The sequence below is a fragment of the Symbiopectobacterium purcellii genome (assembly GCF_019797845.1).
Classification (GTDB): Bacteria; Pseudomonadota; Gammaproteobacteria; order Enterobacterales; family Enterobacteriaceae; genus Symbiopectobacterium; species Symbiopectobacterium purcellii.
In genome coordinates, this window is the sequence record NZ_CP081864.1 from 2,296,747 (window position 1) to 2,312,571 (window position 15,825).

General features: G+C 51.9%; 17 protein-coding genes. 11 read left to right on the forward strand and 6 right to left on the reverse strand.

The window, feature by feature from the left end:
* Window positions 1-96: 96 nt before the first annotated feature.
* A protein-coding gene (locus K6K13_RS10625; protein WP_252120469.1) for an IS5 family transposase occupies window positions 97-848 on the reverse strand; the annotation gives its coding sequence in 2 pieces (ribosomal slippage) (window positions 97-515 and window positions 515-848; 753 coding nt in all).
* A gap of 132 nt (window positions 849-980) precedes the next feature.
* Here K6K13_RS10625 and K6K13_RS10630 point away from each other — a divergent pair.
* The gene (locus K6K13_RS10630; protein WP_222160749.1) at window positions 981-1,328 is read left to right on the forward strand and encodes a RidA family protein; all 348 of its coding nucleotides are present in this window, start codon (window positions 981-983) and stop codon (window positions 1,326-1,328) included.
* Between the two features lie 43 nt (window positions 1,329-1,371).
* Here the strand turns inward: K6K13_RS10630 and K6K13_RS10635 are convergent, their stop codons facing one another.
* Complete coding sequence (locus tag K6K13_RS10635) at window positions 1,372-1,551, reverse strand: YoaH family protein (protein ID WP_222160750.1); 180 nt, start codon at window positions 1,549-1,551, stop codon at window positions 1,372-1,374.
* A gap of 124 nt (window positions 1,552-1,675) precedes the next feature.
* Between K6K13_RS10635 and pabB the strand changes: the two genes are divergently transcribed.
* The 3 genes from pabB (at window position 1,676) to K6K13_RS10650 (ending at window position 5,272) form a co-directional block, all read left to right on the forward strand.
* A complete protein-coding gene (gene pabB / locus K6K13_RS10640; RefSeq protein ID WP_222160751.1) occupies window positions 1,676-3,052 on the forward strand; it encodes an aminodeoxychorismate synthase component 1 in 1,377 nt (458 codons plus the stop codon).
* Window positions 3,049-3,666, forward strand: a complete 618-nt coding sequence (locus tag K6K13_RS10645; protein ID WP_222160752.1) for a CoA pyrophosphatase — start codon at window positions 3,049-3,051, stop codon at window positions 3,664-3,666. The genes pabB and K6K13_RS10645 overlap by 4 nt, the downstream gene beginning before the upstream one ends.
* A gap of 241 nt (window positions 3,667-3,907) precedes the next feature.
* The gene (locus K6K13_RS10650) at window positions 3,908-5,272 is read left to right on the forward strand and encodes an L-serine ammonia-lyase (RefSeq protein WP_222160753.1); all 1,365 of its coding nucleotides are present in this window, start codon (window positions 3,908-3,910) and stop codon (window positions 5,270-5,272) included.
* Between the two features lie 83 nt (window positions 5,273-5,355).
* Here K6K13_RS10650 and K6K13_RS10655 read toward each other — a convergent pair whose 3' ends face one another.
* Window positions 5,356-6,906: a TerC family protein gene (locus tag K6K13_RS10655; RefSeq protein WP_222160754.1), complete on the reverse strand. Its 1,551-nt coding sequence runs from the start codon at window positions 6,904-6,906 to the stop codon at window positions 5,356-5,358.
* 602 nt (window positions 6,907-7,508) lie between these two features.
* On the opposite strand from K6K13_RS10655, the gene manX reads away from it, so the two are divergent.
* The 5 genes from manX to mntP all read left to right on the forward strand — a co-directional run bounded on the left by manX (window position 7,509) and on the right by mntP (window position 11,864).
* Window positions 7,509-8,462, forward strand: a complete 954-nt coding sequence (gene manX, locus K6K13_RS10660; RefSeq protein WP_222160755.1) for a PTS mannose transporter subunit IIAB — start codon at window positions 7,509-7,511, stop codon at window positions 8,460-8,462.
* Between the two features lie 100 nt (window positions 8,463-8,562).
* Window positions 8,563-9,363: a PTS mannose/fructose/sorbose transporter subunit IIC gene (locus K6K13_RS10665; protein WP_222160756.1), complete on the forward strand. Its 801-nt coding sequence runs from the start codon at window positions 8,563-8,565 to the stop codon at window positions 9,361-9,363.
* 14 nt (window positions 9,364-9,377) lie between these two features.
* A complete protein-coding gene (locus K6K13_RS10670) occupies window positions 9,378-10,220 on the forward strand; it encodes a PTS mannose transporter subunit IID (RefSeq protein WP_195313340.1) in 843 nt (280 codons plus the stop codon).
* Window positions 10,221-10,376: 156 nt separating this feature from the next.
* Entirely contained in the window at window positions 10,377-10,835 is a 459-nt protein-coding gene (locus K6K13_RS10675) for a DUF986 family protein (protein ID WP_222160757.1), read from the forward strand.
* Window positions 10,836-11,291: 456 nt separating this feature from the next.
* Complete coding sequence (gene mntP, locus K6K13_RS10680; protein ID WP_222161054.1) at window positions 11,292-11,864, forward strand: manganese efflux pump MntP; 573 nt, start codon at window positions 11,292-11,294, stop codon at window positions 11,862-11,864.
* 44 nt (window positions 11,865-11,908) lie between these two features.
* Here the strand turns inward: mntP and rlmA are convergent, their stop codons facing one another.
* From rlmA to K6K13_RS23550, 3 genes are all read right to left on the reverse strand, one after another.
* On the reverse strand, window positions 11,909-12,718 hold the full coding sequence (gene rlmA / locus K6K13_RS10685) for a 23S rRNA (guanine(745)-N(1))-methyltransferase (protein WP_222160758.1): 810 nt from the start codon (window positions 12,716-12,718) through the stop codon (window positions 11,909-11,911).
* Window positions 12,719-12,826: 108 nt separating this feature from the next.
* Window positions 12,827-13,036: a transcription antiterminator/RNA stability regulator CspE gene (cspE, locus tag K6K13_RS10690; protein WP_196907015.1), complete on the reverse strand. Its 210-nt coding sequence runs from the start codon at window positions 13,034-13,036 to the stop codon at window positions 12,827-12,829.
* A 62-nt stretch (window positions 13,037-13,098) separates the two neighbouring features.
* Complete coding sequence (locus tag K6K13_RS23550; RefSeq protein ID WP_222160759.1) at window positions 13,099-13,191, reverse strand: DUF2627 domain-containing protein; 93 nt, start codon at window positions 13,189-13,191, stop codon at window positions 13,099-13,101.
* 826 nt (window positions 13,192-14,017) lie between these two features.
* Between K6K13_RS23550 and K6K13_RS10700 the strand changes: the two genes are divergently transcribed.
* A complete protein-coding gene (locus K6K13_RS10700) occupies window positions 14,018-14,944 on the forward strand; it encodes a metal ABC transporter substrate-binding protein (protein ID WP_434064601.1) in 927 nt (308 codons plus the stop codon).
* A complete protein-coding gene (locus K6K13_RS10705) occupies window positions 14,941-15,822 on the forward strand; it encodes a manganese/iron ABC transporter ATP-binding protein (protein ID WP_222160761.1) in 882 nt (293 codons plus the stop codon). Before K6K13_RS10700 ends, K6K13_RS10705 begins: the two co-directional genes overlap by 4 nt.
* The last annotated feature ends 3 nt before the right edge of the window (window positions 15,823-15,825 follow it).

The window sequence follows — 15,825 nt, forward strand, 5'->3', positions numbered from 1 at the left end:
TGTCGTCCAATTATGCCCTGTGTCTGTCCCGGCAGCCACCCTGCCTCGCAATCGCATCGCCTCACACCGCAGAATCATGCTAGGGGCTGTTGACAATTAACACAGCCAGACGAATGCAGCAGCGAGCGCAACGAATGATGCGAAGCGTTTTGAGAGTTTGTCGAAGCGTGTAGCTACGCGTCGAAATTGCTTGATACGGCAAAAGAAACGTTCGATCAAATTGCGTGAAGCGTAAAGATGTTTGTCCAGTGGGCGTTGCTCACGGCGATTCTCTTTGCTGGGGATGACAGCCTGAATGCCTACCGACTCCAGATATTGTAGAATCACATTCGTATCGTAGGCTTTGTCTGCAGCCAAGCTTGAAGGTTTCAATTCACCAAGTAAAGGCAATGCTTCTCTGGTGTCGCTCTTTTGACCACCAGTCAAACTAAAACGGGCAAGCATGCCCAGCCCATCAACCAGAGCGTGAATCTTGGTTGTCAATCCCCCGCGAGAACGACCAATCGACTGGTCACCGTTTTTTTGGGAGCGCCCGCTGCATGCTGATGAACCCGTACGATAGTGCTGTCGATGAAGATTTCCTCGAAATCGGCATCGCCCGCAAGTTCAGCAAAAACGGAATGCCATATTTCTGCCCGTGACCATCTGGCAAAGCGTTTGTACACACTGTTCCAGAGTCCGAAATCGGGTGGTAAATCTCTCCATGGGCTTCCAGTTCGGGCGATCCATAAAACCGCTTCGACAAAAAGCCGATTATCTGCTGCTGTTCGTCCCGGCTCCGAATCCTTTCCCGGCAAAAACGGGCTAATCCGTTCGTATTGGTCATCACTGAGCATCAATCTTGGCATTCTGCTTTTCCAAAAAAGACAGAATGTAAACAGATTCTTTTACAAAAAAACAGGTTCTTGGCGATGATTGTCAACAGGCCCTAGGCTGCAAAACGATTTTTACTTCACAGGATTGATGCAGGGAGACAACCAATGACAGACATTATCAGAATTCAACCAGAAGCCCGCTGGTCCGATGCCGTCATCCATAACAGCACCCTTTACTACACCAGCGTGCCGGAGAATCTGGATGCTGGTGCCGAGGCGCAAACCGAAAACGCCCTGGCGCTGCTTGATGCCATCCTGAAACAGAATGGCTCAGACAAAACGCGTCTGTTGGATGTGACGATTTTCCTTGCCAATGCGGCTGATTTTAACGCCATGAATGCCGCCTGGGATGCCTGGGTAGTGGCAGGCCAGGCACCGGTACGCTGTACCGTAGAAGCACGTCTAATGAACCCGAAATATAAAGTGGAAATCAAAGCGATTGCCGCGCTGTAGTACAGCGAAGAATAAGTGCATCGCTAAGCGCCTGCGTTAGCACTTATTCATCCTCGTCACTGCGATCATAAGTGACGGCGTCACTTCTATGTTGCCGCCGTAAATCAGCGGCAACCAGTGCGATGGCCTCACCGCTGCTCATGCCTTGCGCCATCAGCGATTGGATACGTTCAACCGCATCTTGCTGCTGCGAGTGGGTCAAGGGGGGCATATCATCAAACATTCGGTCAGCTTCCTTATACGCCGTAGGCGAATTGTGCTAGGCTGGCGCACTCGCGTGGCCTATAAACACGCATCATAACGCTAACGACGATATTAATCAGCACCTGCACGATGACATAATACCGATGGATTCTCGTTTACCTGATTTTCACAAACTGCCTTATCAGCCGGACACCCTGCTGCATCTGTTTGCCCGCGTCTCTCATCAGCCATGGGCGATGCTGCTGCACTCCGGTTTTGCTGAACACCAGCACAACCGTTTCGATATCATGGTGACCGATCCGGTGGCAACATTAACCACCGACGGCGATGAAACACTCATCACGCGTGCGGATGGCACAGAGCGCTCCACGCAAGATCCCTTCTTGTTGCTGCGCCAGGCGATGACGCAGGCCGGGATCACCGCGTCTACCCATCCTGATATGCCTTTTCAGGGCGGAGCACTCGGCCTGTTTGGTTACGATCTTGGGCGGCGCGTCGAAACGCTGCCGTCACAGGCCAAGCAAGATATCCACCTGCCGGACATGGCGGTGGGCATCTACGACTGGGCGCTGATCGCCGATCACCAGCAGCAGACGCTTACTCTGGTGACCTATGGCGGCCATGAAGCGCGGCTGGCTTGGTTATCAGCACCGCCCGAGGTGCCTTCCCTTGACGATTTCCAACTGACCACCCCGTGGCAGTCCAATATGACACGGGAAGAGTACGGCATCCGCTTCCAACGCATTCAAGCCTATCTGCGCGCCGGGGATTGCTATCAGGTTAACCTGGCACAACGTTTCAGCGCGGGTTATCGCGGTGATGAATGGCAGGCTTTTCTCTCGCTCTCTGAGGCCAATCGTGCTCCGTTTTCTGCGTTTATCCGCTTGCCGGCGCATTGCGTTATCAGCGTATCGCCAGAGCGTTTCTTGCAGTTACAAAACCAGCGTATTGAAACGCGTCCCATCAAGGGGACGCTGCCACGCTCAACCGATCCACAGGAAGATGCGCGCCGCGCCACGGCGCTTGCTACCTCGCAGAAAGATCGGGCAGAGAATGTCATGATTGTCGACCTGCTACGTAATGATATTGGTCGCGTTGCCGTACCCGGCAGCGTGCGGGTGCCAGCGTTGTTTCACGTTGAGCCGTTTCCAGCGGTACACCATCTGGTCAGCACCATTGAAGCAAGGCTACCGGAAACCCACCATGCCACAGATTTGCTACGCGCCTGTTTTCCCGGTGGCTCCATCACCGGTGCCCCCAAGATTCGCGCCATGGAGATTATTGAAGAGCTGGAACCGCATCGCCGCAACGCCTATTGTGGCAGTATTGGCTATATCAGCGTCTGTGGCACCATGGATACCAGCATTACCATTCGCACGCTGATCGCAGAGCAGGGCCAGCTTCACTGCTGGGCGGGTGGCGGTATCGTGGCAGACAGTCAGGAACAGGCGGAATACCAGGAAACCTTGGATAAACTGGGGCGTATTCTTCCCCTACTCGACACGGCGCACAGGTTATGAGTTCAGAGATTCAGCCGATTACCTTTCCCTTCCCCCCGCTGACTGATGATTTGGCGAACTTCGTCACGCGCTTTCAGTTGCAGCGCGCACCGCAGGCCAAACCGGTGCGTCAGGTGCGTAAAGCGGCGGTGCTGGTGCCGATTGTGTGCCACGCCGATGCCCCGACGCTGTTACTGACCCGGCGTGCCAGCACGCTGCGCAAACATGCCGGGCAAGTTGCCTTCCCCGGAGGAGCCGCAGACAGCAGCGACGCCAGTCTGATCGCCACGGCACTGCGCGAAGCGCAAGAGGAAGTGTCTATTGCCCCTGAGGTCGTGACCGTGTTAGGCACCCTGCCGCCGCTGGACAGCGTCAGCGGCTTTCAGGTCACGCCCGTGGTTGGGCTGCTACCCGCCAATATTCGTGTTGCACCCAATGCAGATGAGGTCGCTGAGCTGTTTGAAATGCCGTTGACCGATGCGTTTTCGTTGGCGCGCTACTATCCGCTGGATATTGAGCGGCAGCGCCAAACGCACCGCGTTTATCTCTCCTGGTATCGACAGCAATTTGTCTGGGGGTTGACTGCCGCCATCATTCGCCAGCTAGCGCTTCAAGTCTCTGCCTCAACCCTCTGAAATGTAGCATTTTATGCTGATACACCCCTGCACGGACATTAACCATACATAAACAGGGGTATTTCTATTTCTCTGATTATCCATGGCAAACACAAATGTGACGCGGATCTGCTATAAGTTATCTTCACCTGGCGCATAAGATTTTTTCATGTGAAAAGCCCACTCCTGCCAGATAAACCCCACTACAATAGCGCGATCCAAGGAGTATTATTCTAAATCTGCGCTTTTGAGGAGTTTTCGCGTGATAAGCGTTTTCGACATGTTCAAGATCGGTATTGGCCCTTCAAGCTCTCATACGGTTGGACCGATGAAAGCCGGTAAGCAATTTGTCGATGATTTGATTGAGCTGGGTAAACTGGGCGATGTCACCCGCATCGCCGTTGACGTCTACGGCTCGCTCTCCCTGACGGGGAAAGGACACCATACCGATATCGCCATTATTATGGGGCTGGCGGGTAACATGCCCGATACCATCGCCATCGATGCCATTCCGGGATTTATCCGCGACGTAGAGCAGCGCGAGCGCCTGATGCTGGCAAACGGTCAGCATGAAGTGTATTTTCCGTTGCACGGCGGCATGAATTTTCGCAGTGAAAACCTCTCTCTGCACGAGAATGGCATGACCATCACCGCTTTTGGCGGCGACCTCCCGCTGTATCGCAACACCTATTACTCCATCGGCGGTGGATTTATCGTTGATGAAGCCCAGTTTGGTCAAAGCAGCACAAGCGACGTTCAGGTGCCGTTTCCGTTCCACTCGGCAAAAGAGATGCTGATGCACTGTAAACAGCACGGCTTGTCGCTTTCCGGGTTGGTGATGCGCAATGAGTTGGCGCTACACAGCCGGGATGAGATTGAGCACTACTTTGCCGCGGTATGGCAAACCATGCATGCCTGCATCGATCGCGGTATCAATACTGAAGGGGTGTTGCCCGGCCCGCTGCGTGTACCGCGTCGCGCCTCGGCGTTGCGTCGTATTCTGGGTGCCGCTGGCAAACACTCCAATGACCCGATGGACGTGGTCGATTGGGTCAACATGTTCGCGTTAGCCGTGAATGAAGAGAACGCCGCCGGCGGCCGCGTCGTGACCGCGCCAACCAACGGCGCTTGTGGGATCGTTCCGGCGGTGTTGGCCTATTACGATCACTTTATTGAGCCGATCACCACTGACATTGCCCTGCGTTACTTTCTCGCTGCCGGAGCGATCGGCATACTGTATAAAATGAATGCCTCGATCTCCGGGGCGGAAGTGGGCTGTCAGGGCGAAGTTGGTGTGGCCTGTTCCATGGCGGCAGCAGGTCTGGCCGAATTACTCGGCGCCAGCCCGGAGCAAGTGTGTGTTGCGGCTGAAATTGGTATGGAGCACAACCTTGGTCTCACTTGCGATCCTGTCGCGGGTCAGGTTCAGGTGCCGTGCATTGAGCGCAATGCCATCGCCTCGGTGAAGGCTATCAATGCAACACGCATGGCCATGCGTCGCACCAGCGAACCACGTGTATCGCTCGATAAAGTGATTGAAACCATGTACGAAACCGGCAAAGACATGAATGCCAAGTACCGCGAAACCTCGCGTGGCGGTTTGGCCGTGAAAGTACAATGTGATTAACAGCGCGTGAATGGTTGAACATGTCACGCTCCAAAAGCAAAACCCCTCAACGGAGGGGTTTTTTTTCGGGTGCGTAGCCAGGATTACTCTTCTTCATCCGCATAAGGATCGGCCAAACGCGTCACCCGTACCAGTTCGATACGGTATTCCGATACAGCCATGACCTCAAAACGGAAGTGATGCAGTTCAATCACCTCGCCCACCTTGGGAATTTCATTGCTGTGTGCCAGCAACAACCCTGCCAACGATGCATACTCTTCTTTCGGATCGACCAGTTCATGACTGTCAAACACCTGTTGCAACGTGTGCAAATCGGTGCCGCCTTTCACTAACCAGCCGCCCTCTTCGACCACAATATCCGGTGTTTCATCTTCATCCGGGAATTCACCGGCAATCGCTTCCAGAATATCCAACGGTGTCACCAGGCCCTGCACCACACCAAATTCGTTTGTGACGACAACCAGACTGCCTTTTGCGCGGCGCAGTACCGGCAGCAGGTTGATGGCATCCAGCGTATCCGGCACCACCAGCGGCGGTGTGGCTGCGGCAAAGCTCTCCACATCCACGCCTTTATCCAACGCCACCAGCAATTCTTTGGCACGTACCACACCGACCAACTCATCCAGAGAACCACGGCAAACCGGGAACAGGCTGTGCGGCGTATCCAACAGTTGCACGCGAATATCGTCAATCGAGCGTTCACTGTCCACCCAGGAGATCTCGGTACGCGGCGTCATCACACTGCGCAGCGACCGCGATGCCAGCGTCAATACACCGCTTATCATGTAGCGCTCTTCTTCGGCGAAAGTTTCCATGGCGGGAGATACCGGTTTGGCTTCTTCATCGTCCGTGGCTTTACGCGCTCCCATCAAACGCAGGATCGCTTCGGCAGTCCGCTCACGCATCGGGCGGCGCGACTGGTGCTTGATAAAATTGCGGCGTGCGATCTGGTTAAACAGCTCGATCAGAATCGAGAAACCGATCGCGGCATACAAGTAACCTTTCGGGATATGGAAGCCGAAACCTTCCGCCATCAAGCTCAAACCGATCATCAGTAAGAAACTAAGGCAGAGCACCACCACCGTCGGATGCGCATTGACGAAGTTCATCAGTGGCTTGGAGGCCAGCAACATCACCACCATCGCAATTACCACCGCCGTCATCATGACGCCGATATGATTAACCATACCGACAGCCGTAATCACTGCATCCAGTGAGAAGACGGCATCCAGCACCACCATCTGTGCGACAACCGCCCAGAAACTGGCGTGAACTTTGGGTCCGTTATGCTCATGCGGCCGATTTTCCAGCCGTTCATGCAGCTCCGTGGTGGCTTTGAATAGCAAAAATAGCCCCCCCGCCAGCAAGATCATATCGCGCGCCGAGAAACCGTAACCGGCGATAGTGATCAGTGGGTTGGTCAGTTTCACCATCCATGAAATCAGAGACAGCAGCCCCAGGCGCATCAAAAGCGCTAGCGAGAGGCCAATGACACGGGCCTTGTCGCGCTGCTTCGGCGGTAACTTATCCGCCAGAATGGCAATAAACACCAGGTTATCGATGCCCAGAACGATTTCCAATACGACCAGCGTCAACAGGCCCGCCCAGATTGAGGGATCCAGCAAAAATTCCATGTCAGACTCCAAAAAAGGTGCAAGCAGACAGCATCAACACTGGCGGTGTGATGTGACGCAGCATAGGGGAAACAGCGAGAGAATAAATACCGCCCTGGCGGCTATCGATAAGTGGGTGACCCATCAGGTCAGCCCCAGAAACAGCACCGGCACAGGCCGGCTGGGTAAGAAAGGATTGTCGGTGACGGTCCATATAGAGTGGGTCGAAACCCTGTGCTCCTAAGCAATTAAACAGAGGGCTACTCTAGCAGGTTGTTTCGAATTTTTACAAAGATTTCTTTGCTACCAAGTAACGCCCATTCGCAACGATTCTTAACATGCCCGTGATATTGTTCTCAATCACATAACAAACGGCGTTTTAACCAGCAAATACGTAAGCAGCATCACACTATTTATTTTTTCAGTGGGTAAAATAAATCGAACTTTACACCCATGATGGGGAGCCTGAATCGTTTCATAGCATATAACGCTACAGCGCAGCCTTTTTATTCTTTTATGATTCTTGAGTAAAAACTTGCGTTCATACTGATATCACTTCGGTTAATCGCCTTTCCCCTTAACCGGATGCATTGAGTACCTTAAATAGAATGAGGAGGTAGCAAGTGAGTATTGCAATTATGTTGTGCACTCACGGATCCACCGCCGGGCCGCTGCTGAAAACAGCGGAAATGATTCTGGGTGAACAAAGCAACGTTGCCTGGATTGATTTCGTTCCCGGTGAAAATGCGGAAACGTTAATTGAAAAATATAAGGCCAAGCTCGAATCGTTGGATTCGTCGCTTGGCGTGCTGTTTCTTGTTGATACCTGGGGCGGCAGCCCGTTCAATGCCGCCAGCCGTCTGGTCACGGATAAAGCCAACCATGACGTGATTGCCGGGGTGAATATCCCAATGCTGGCAGAAACGTTTATGGCGCGCGACGATAACCCCAGCTTCGAGGAGTTGATTGCCATCGCGCTGGAAGCAGGCCGCACTGGCGTGAAAGCGCTGAAAACCGTTGAACCGGCGCCTGCCGCTAAACCCGTGGCCAAAGCCGTCGCCCCCGCACAGGTTGGCCCCGGTGGGCATATGAAGATTGGTCTCGCGCGTATTGATGACCGCTTGATTCACGGTCAGGTAGCAACCCGCTGGACCAAAGAGACCAATGTCAGTCGCATTATCGTCATTAGTGATGAGGTTGCCGCCGATAACGTGCGCAAAACGCTGCTGACACAGGTTGCCCCTCCCGGTGTCACTGCCCACGTGGTGGACGTTGCCAAAGCGATCCGTGTGTATGAAAACCCGAAATACGCCAATGACCGGGTGATGCTGTTGTTCACCAATCCTACCGACGTACAGCGTCTGGTTGAGAACGGCGTTGAAATCACGTCGGTGAACATCGGCGGCATGGCGTTTCGTCAGGGTAAAACCCAGGTTAATAACGCCGTCTCCATTGATGCCAAAGATATCGAAGCCTTCAAGGCATTGGATGCGCGCGGCATTGAACTGGAAGTCAGAAAGGTATCAACCGATTCTAAACTTAAAATGATGGATCTGATCGCCAAGGTGAATAGCTAACGACAACAGCATTGCTGCACTATGGCATGTTAATGCTGTGTCTCGACTATGTTTATTTTGACCATATTTACTCAGACAGTTTTCTCATAGGAGAAGTACAATGGAGATAACAACACTTCAACTTGTGCTGATATTTCTCGTCTCATGCGTCTCGGGGATGGGGTCTATTCTCGATGAATTCCAGTTTCACCGCCCTCTGGTCGCCTGTACGTTGATTGGTGCCGTGCTCGGTGATTTACAAACTGGGATCATCATCGGCGGGACCCTGGAAATGATCGCGCTGGGATGGATGAATATCGGTGCTGCTGTAGCACCTGATGCTGCACTCGCGTCCATCATCTCTACGATTCTGGTTATCGCCGGTGGTCAGGGCGTTGGGGCCGGTATTGCACTGGCTATCCCGCTTGCTGCCGCAGGCCAGGTATTGACCATTATCGTTCGTACTATCACCGTTGCCTTTCAGCATGCGGCTGACAGTGCAGCAGAACGCGGTAATTTAAACGCCATCAGTTGGATCCACATCTCCGCCCTGCTGTTGCAGGCAATGCGTATCGCGATCCCGGCGCTGATTGTGGCCGTGTCCGTCGGTACGGAAGCCGTCCACACCCTGCTGAACTCCATCCCTGAGGTTGTGACTAACGGGTTGAACATCGCAGGTGGTATGATCGTAGTGGTCGGTTATGCGATGGTTATCAACATGATGCGTGCTGGCTACCTGATGCCGTTCTTCTACCTTGGCTTCGTAACTGCCGCTTTCACTCAGTTCAACCTGGTTGCACTGGGGGTTATTGGTATCGTCATGGCGATCATGTACATCCAGTTAAGCCCGAAATACAACAAGGCGCAGGGGCAACCCGCCACCGCATCGGGCAACAACGATCTTGATAACGAACTGGACTAACAGGGGTGAGAGAAATGGTTGATTCAACGCAAGAGAAAAAACTGACGCCCAGCGATATTCGTGCGGTGTTTATTCGCTCCAACCTGTTTCAGGGATCGTGGAACTTTGAACGGATGCAGGCACTGGGATTCTGTTTTTCCATGGTGCCGGTCATTCGTCGTCTGTACCCGGAAAACTCAGAAGAGCGCAAACAGGCTATCAAACGCCATCTCGAGTTTTTTAATACGCAACCTTTCGTGGCCGCGCCAGTATTGGGTGTCACCATGGCGATGGAAGAACAGCGTGCAAATGGCGCGCCGATCGATGATGGTGCGATCAACGGCCTGAAGGTCGGTCTGATGGGACCGTTGGCCGGTGTCGGCGACCCGATTTTCTGGGGAACGGCCCGTCCGGTGTTTGCTGCGCTGGGTGCAGGTATCGCCATGAGTGGCAGCCTGCTCGGCCCGATTTTATTCTTCGTGCTGTTTAACCTGGTACGTCTGTTGGTGCGCTACTACGGCGTAGCCTACGGTTACCGTAAAGGCATCGATATCGTCAGTGATATGGGCGGCGGCTTCCTGCAAAAGATGACCGAGGGGGCATCTATCCTCGGCCTGTTTGTTATGGGGGCGCTAGTTAACAAGTGGACCCATGTCAACATCCCCATGGTGGTTTCCCGCGTCACCAACCAGAACGGTGAAACCACGGTCACCACGGTGCAATCGATCCTCGATCAGTTGATGCCTGGGTTAGTGCCGCTGCTGCTGACGTTCGGCTGTATGTGGTTGTTACGGCGCAAAGTGAATGCACTGTGGTTGATTATCGGCTTCTTTGCTATTGGTATCTTTGGCTACTGGATTGGGCTGCTGGGCGTTTAACACTGACAGCACTCAGCAACGGCGATGGGCAGTGCGTGCACCACTCATCGTCAACCAGCCTGTGATAAACTACCGGACGCGCCGTGACTCACGCCGCGTCCTTTATTTTTCGCCCTACAACGCGTTTCGCTCAACGCAAAGACTCAGGAGCATACTATGTCAACAACGGATATTGTGCTGATCGTCGTTATTGCGCTTATGTTGGCGTATGCCATTTTTGATGAATTTATCCAACCACTGCGTCAAGGCGGTACTCTTTTGCGCGTGCCATTACGTCGCACCAATCGGCTGGATACGCTGATTTTCGTCGGCCTTATCGGCATTCTTATCTATCAGAATATCATTCATAACGGTACGGTATTAACCACCACGTTATTAATATCTCTGGTGGCCATGTCCCTATATCTCTTTTATATTCGCCGACCAAAATTATTATTCAAGGCAACCGGTTTTATCTATACCAACATCTTTATTCCTTATACCCGCATTCGTAACATGAATTTATCCGAAGACGGCATACTGGTGGTCGACTTGGAAAAGCGTCGTTTACTGATCAACGTGCAACAATTAGACGATCTCGAAAAAATATATAAATTTATAATTGAAAATCAATGATATATATAAATCATTTTTTGATACAACAAAATCATTCAGTCAGTTCCCACACGATAACTGGTTATATTTAACCCTGTTAACACTGTTATTATTTTGTGAATTCAGAACCTCACATGATAATGAAAATAATTATCAATTACATTTGAAACGATAATAGCGAAATCCCTGCTTTTTATCGGTTGTTTCACGCGTAAATATTATGGTAAGGTTGCGCCGTCATTTGGGGAGTAGCCAATTTCTGAATATCAATTTCAGAAATGCCCGTATCAACATACTCGTTTTATACCGAAAGCGTGTCAGTACCTCCGTCATGCAGAAGCGGATATACGGCAGCAGGTATAGTAAAAACGTGGTGCGGGCGGCAGTGATGCAGGCGAGACCATAGACACATGTCCCCTATTTAGGTTGGGAAGGCGACATGTGGATATGGAGAACCGCCCAGCCGAGGCTATTGCTATGAATCTTTCTGCTACGCTTATTCTTGCTTTTGGCATGTCCATGGATGCTTTCGCAGCGTCCATTGGTAAAGGTGCCGTCCTGCATAAACCCCGATTTCGTGATGCGATTCGCACTGGCTTAATCTTTGGGCTGATTGAAGCCATTACCCCTCTTATCGGCTGGGCGCTGGGTTTCTTTGCCAGTCAATATATCATTGAGTGGGATCATTGGGTGGCGTTCACGCTGCTGGTCATCCTGGGTGGCCGCATGATTATGCAAGGCATCAGCAGTGCACATAACGAGGACGATGAACCGGTGCGACGCCACACGCTGTTTGCTCTGGTTTGTACTGCCATCGCTACCAGTCTCGATGCCATGGCCATCGGTGTAGGTTTGGCCTTCTTGCAGGTCAATATCTTCCATACCGCGATGGTTATCGGCTGTGCCACCATGATCATGGTGACACTGGGTATGATGATTGGCCGCTATATCGGTCCGCTAATGGGGAAAAAGGCGGAAATCTTTGGCGGTGTGGTGTTGATTGGCATCGGCAGCAATATTCTCTACGAACACCTGTTCAGCGTTGCCTGATTAGCACACGTTAAAAAAGGGAGCCTGCGCTCCCTTTTTTACTGTTACTCACCCTCTCGCTGATGAAAGCGGATAATGAAATCCGTTTCACACATAAAGCGCTCGGTATCCAACAGTTGCTGCTTAACCGCTTGCGACGCGCGCCAGGCAAAGGGCGTCATTTGCAACAATGCAGCTGCCTCATCCCCCCTTAATGACATCTCGTACGCCAGCGTGTGCTCTGCTTGCAACGTAAAGCCAGGCAGCTCCTCTGCTTTTATCGGATGTAGCATGACAGAATCATAGACCTGGGCCTTAAGTTGATACAAATGACGCGGACCGGGCGACACGGTAATCACCCCCCCCTGCGCTTTTACGGTTCTTGCCAGCTCTTCCCCGTCACAGGGCGCATAAATTTTCAGTATTCCATCCAGCGTCGCATCGCCGAACGGTAAACGTCGGCTTGAGGCAACGCAAAATTCAACCGCCGTATAGCGCTTTGCGGCCCGCTGAATCGCAGCTTTAGAGATATCCAGTCCAAAAATCTGCGCTGCCGGTAACGCGTCCACCAATGCCCCGGTGTAATACCCTTCTCCACAGCCAATATCCAGCAACGCCTGCGCCTGTGAGGCGAGCACGCGAGGGATATGTTGCAGTAACGCTGCCTGTAATGGCTGATAATGGCCTGCATCAAGAAAAAGGCGACGGGCACGCATCATCTCTGCGTTGTCACCGGGCATTTTGGAACGCTTAAACTGCACCGGTAGCAGATTGACGTACCCTTCTCTGGCGCGATCGAAATGATGCATACCGCATGACCATTGACGATCGTTAGCCAGTAGCGGCTGATGGCAGTGCGGGCATTGATAGAACATGGACATATTTTCCTACAGAGCGATAACAACACGAGCGGATAGGCGGCAAGGGAAAAGGCAGACAACAAAAAACCCGCACCATGGCGGGTTTTGCACCGGAAACGGTAATTACAGCGCGGTTACGTTAACAGCAGAAGGACCTTTCTGGCCGTCTTGAATTTCGAACTCTACGCTCTGGCCTTCAGCCAGCGTTTTAAAACCGGTACCTTGGATTGCAGAGAAGTGAACAAACACGTCTTTGCTGCCGTCAGCAGGCGTAATGAAACCAAAACCTTTGGACTCATTGAACCACTTAACCTGACCTTTAATCTTTGCCATTTTACACATTTCCTTTAATTGTTTAAACCGCCCAAAGGCATTATACAGACAAACCAAAGTCGTTACTGCTTTGAGGCACCAAGATAAGGATCGGCAGAGAAGTAGTGCGCAACGCTAACGGTTGTATCATTAACTTCCTTTACTGAAAATGCCACTCATATACAGAACTGTACCTCGTTTCACCCAGATGCGTTATTACACACTCTGAAAACGATGGCAAGCCATTTTTCTTCAGTCACAGACGCGCCGCACAAAATAAGGCTTTACCCCCTGTAACAACAGCATTAAACACGCCACTGCCATCACAAACAGGCAATACATAACCCAATGAATGTACATGGTTTTATTTATTAATCCGTAAAATGTAACTCCCTGAGAATCCCTGCTACCGTTAAGGCGCATTTGCCATAGCAAAATGTTATAAATTTAGAACTTATTTACGATAAGAAAATAAAAGGAATGGTTTCTTATTATTATGCTACTGGGAGGAAAATGCATCCAGTGACACAGGTTCCTCCCACTAGGATCCATTAATACCCTTGAACCATTACGCCCACTAATAACGCCAGCACGACCAAAAGAATGATACTGGCCATCTTCCAGCGCCTTTCTGATTTTGCTCCCATTGCGAATACCCTCCCAACATCGCATACTTCCATTGCACACCTTTTGGTATATCGGCCGATTAACCTTTTTTTTTATTCATGTTATGCCATCAGACAGCATTTAGCATCTAACGAAAAAACATCATAAACACAGCAGCAACAGTTAGACTTCATTCGTTACGTTAAGTAAGATTTGTTAACCAGAATCACGATTTTACAACAAGGCAACGTTCAGGACATGCAAGGATCGCGCAAAAGCACACGGCAGTGGATAAACACAGGGTATCAGCGTCGCAGTTATCGAACGAGACGCTTGACTTAAATGCGATTGAGAATTATTTTCATCTAATAATTAACCATCGCGACTTGTAAGGATATGTCTATGCGTTTCTTTCAGGCCTTCACCCCTTCTCGAATTGTAAATCTTACTCTGCCTCTGGCGCTCTTTGCCGCATTCACGCTCGCCTCACCAGCGAATGCCAAAGACAAACTCAAGGTGGTCACCACCTTTACCATCATTCAGGATATCGCGCAGAACATCGCGGGAGAGGCGGCTATCGTGGAATCGATCACCAAGCCGGGCGCCGAGATCCATGACTATCAGCCCACACCGCGGGATATCGTTAAGGCGCAGTCCGCAGACCTTATCTTGTGGAACGGTTTGAACCTGGAGCGCTGGTTTAGCCGCTTCTTTGAAAATATTAAAGATGTTCCGGCCATTACAGTGACGGAAGGGATAACACCATTGCCTATCCGTGAAGGGGCCTATAACGGCAACCCAAACCCACATGCCTGGATGTCCCCTAGCAACGCCTTAATTTATGTCGAGAACATCCGTAAGGGGCTGGTGCAATACGATCCGGATAACGCGGAGATCTATAACCGTAACGCAAAGGCTTATGCGGAAAAAATTACCGCACTGGATGCTCCCCTGCGTGAGCGTTTGGCGAGGATTCCGGAAGCTCAACGGTGGCTGGTCACCAGCGAAGGGGCCTTTAGCTACCTCACCACCGATTATCAGTTCAACGAAGTCTATCTGTGGCCGATCAACGCCGATGAGCAGGGTTCCCCCCAGCAAGTGCGCCGCGTGATCGATACCGTGCGCGAAAAACACATCCCCGTGGTGTTTAGTGAAAGCACCATTTCTGATAAGCCGGCCAAGCAGGTCAGTAAAGAAACCGGCGCGAAATATGGCGGTGTGTTGTATGTTGACTCATTGTCTAATGAAAAGGGTCCGGTTCCCACCTATCTGGATCTGCTGCAAACCACGGTGAACACCATCGCCGAAGGATTCAATCAATGAGTCGTACACCCGAACTAGCCCTCACCGTCGACGATGTCTCTGTGACTTACAGCAACGGCCATCAGGCGATTCGAAACGCGTCCTTTTCACTGGGCGGCGGCACGATCTGCGCACTGGTCGGGGTCAACGGCAGCGGTAAATCCACCTTGTTCAAGAGCATTATGGGGCTGGTGAAGCCCTCTTCAGGCCACGTACGTCTCAACGGTGAAGCCATCAGTGAGGCATTGAAAAAAAATCTCATCGCCTATGTGCCTCAAACGGAAGAGGTTGACTGGAATTTTCCCGTGCTGGTTTCCGACGTGGTGATGATGGGGCGTTACGGCAAAATGAATTTCTTGCGCATCCCGCGCCAGCAAGATCGTGATGTGATAAACGATGCCATGGCCCGCGTCGGCATGAGTGCGCTCAGTCAACGGCAAATAGGTGAACTCTCCGGCGGTCAAAAAAAGCGCGTTTTTCTGGCGCGCGCGCTGGCACAACAAGGGTGTGTGCTGCTGTTGGATGAACCCTTTACCGGCGTTGATGTGAAAACTGAAAACGCCATTATCGATCTGTTGCGTACGTTGCGCGACGAGGGACATCTGATTTTGGTGGCGACCCATAACCTCGGGAGCGTGCCTGAATTTTGTGACAACGTAATTCTGGTTAACCGCACCGTGCTGGCGGCCGGCCCTACCGCGACCACCTTCACCCAGAGTAATCTGGAGAAAACCTTTGGCGGCGTACTGCGCCACATTAACCTCGGTGGCGAACACCTGCACGACGATGACGACGCCCGCACTGTCACCGTCTTGACCGACGATGAACGCCCTGCCGTCTTCTACGGTTCAACCCCCAGCGATACACCGGCATTCCGTTCCCGGCCAGAGGATAACTAACGT

Excerpts from the sequence above, each read along its gene's own strand:
- K6K13_RS10630 (WP_222160749.1), top strand. The coding sequence starts at position 981 with ATGACAGACATTATCAGAATTCAACCAGAAGCCCGCTGGTCCGATGCC.
- K6K13_RS10635 (WP_222160750.1), bottom strand. The coding sequence starts at position 1,551 with ATGTTTGATGATATGCCCCCCTTGACCCACTCGCAGCAGCAAGATGCG.
- pabB (WP_222160751.1), top strand. The coding sequence starts at position 1,676 with ATGGATTCTCGTTTACCTGATTTTCACAAACTGCCTTATCAGCCGGAC.
- K6K13_RS10645 (WP_222160752.1), top strand. The coding sequence starts at position 3,049 with ATGAGTTCAGAGATTCAGCCGATTACCTTTCCCTTCCCCCCGCTGACT.
- K6K13_RS10655 (WP_222160754.1), bottom strand. The coding sequence starts at position 6,906 with ATGGAATTTTTGCTGGATCCCTCAATCTGGGCGGGCCTGTTGACGCTG.
- K6K13_RS10665 (WP_222160756.1), top strand. The coding sequence starts at position 8,563 with ATGGAGATAACAACACTTCAACTTGTGCTGATATTTCTCGTCTCATGC.
- K6K13_RS10670 (WP_195313340.1), top strand. The coding sequence starts at position 9,378 with ATGGTTGATTCAACGCAAGAGAAAAAACTGACGCCCAGCGATATTCGT.
- K6K13_RS10675 (WP_222160757.1), top strand. The coding sequence starts at position 10,377 with ATGTCAACAACGGATATTGTGCTGATCGTCGTTATTGCGCTTATGTTG.
- mntP (WP_222161054.1), top strand. The coding sequence starts at position 11,292 with ATGAATCTTTCTGCTACGCTTATTCTTGCTTTTGGCATGTCCATGGAT.
- rlmA (WP_222160758.1), bottom strand. The coding sequence starts at position 12,718 with ATGTTCTATCAATGCCCGCACTGCCATCAGCCGCTACTGGCTAACGAT.
- cspE (WP_196907015.1), bottom strand. The coding sequence starts at position 13,036 with ATGGCAAAGATTAAAGGTCAGGTTAAGTGGTTCAATGAGTCCAAAGGT.
- K6K13_RS10700 (WP_434064601.1), top strand. The coding sequence starts at position 14,018 with ATGTCTATGCGTTTCTTTCAGGCCTTCACCCCTTCTCGAATTGTAAAT.
- K6K13_RS10705 (WP_222160761.1), top strand. The coding sequence starts at position 14,941 with ATGAGTCGTACACCCGAACTAGCCCTCACCGTCGACGATGTCTCTGTG.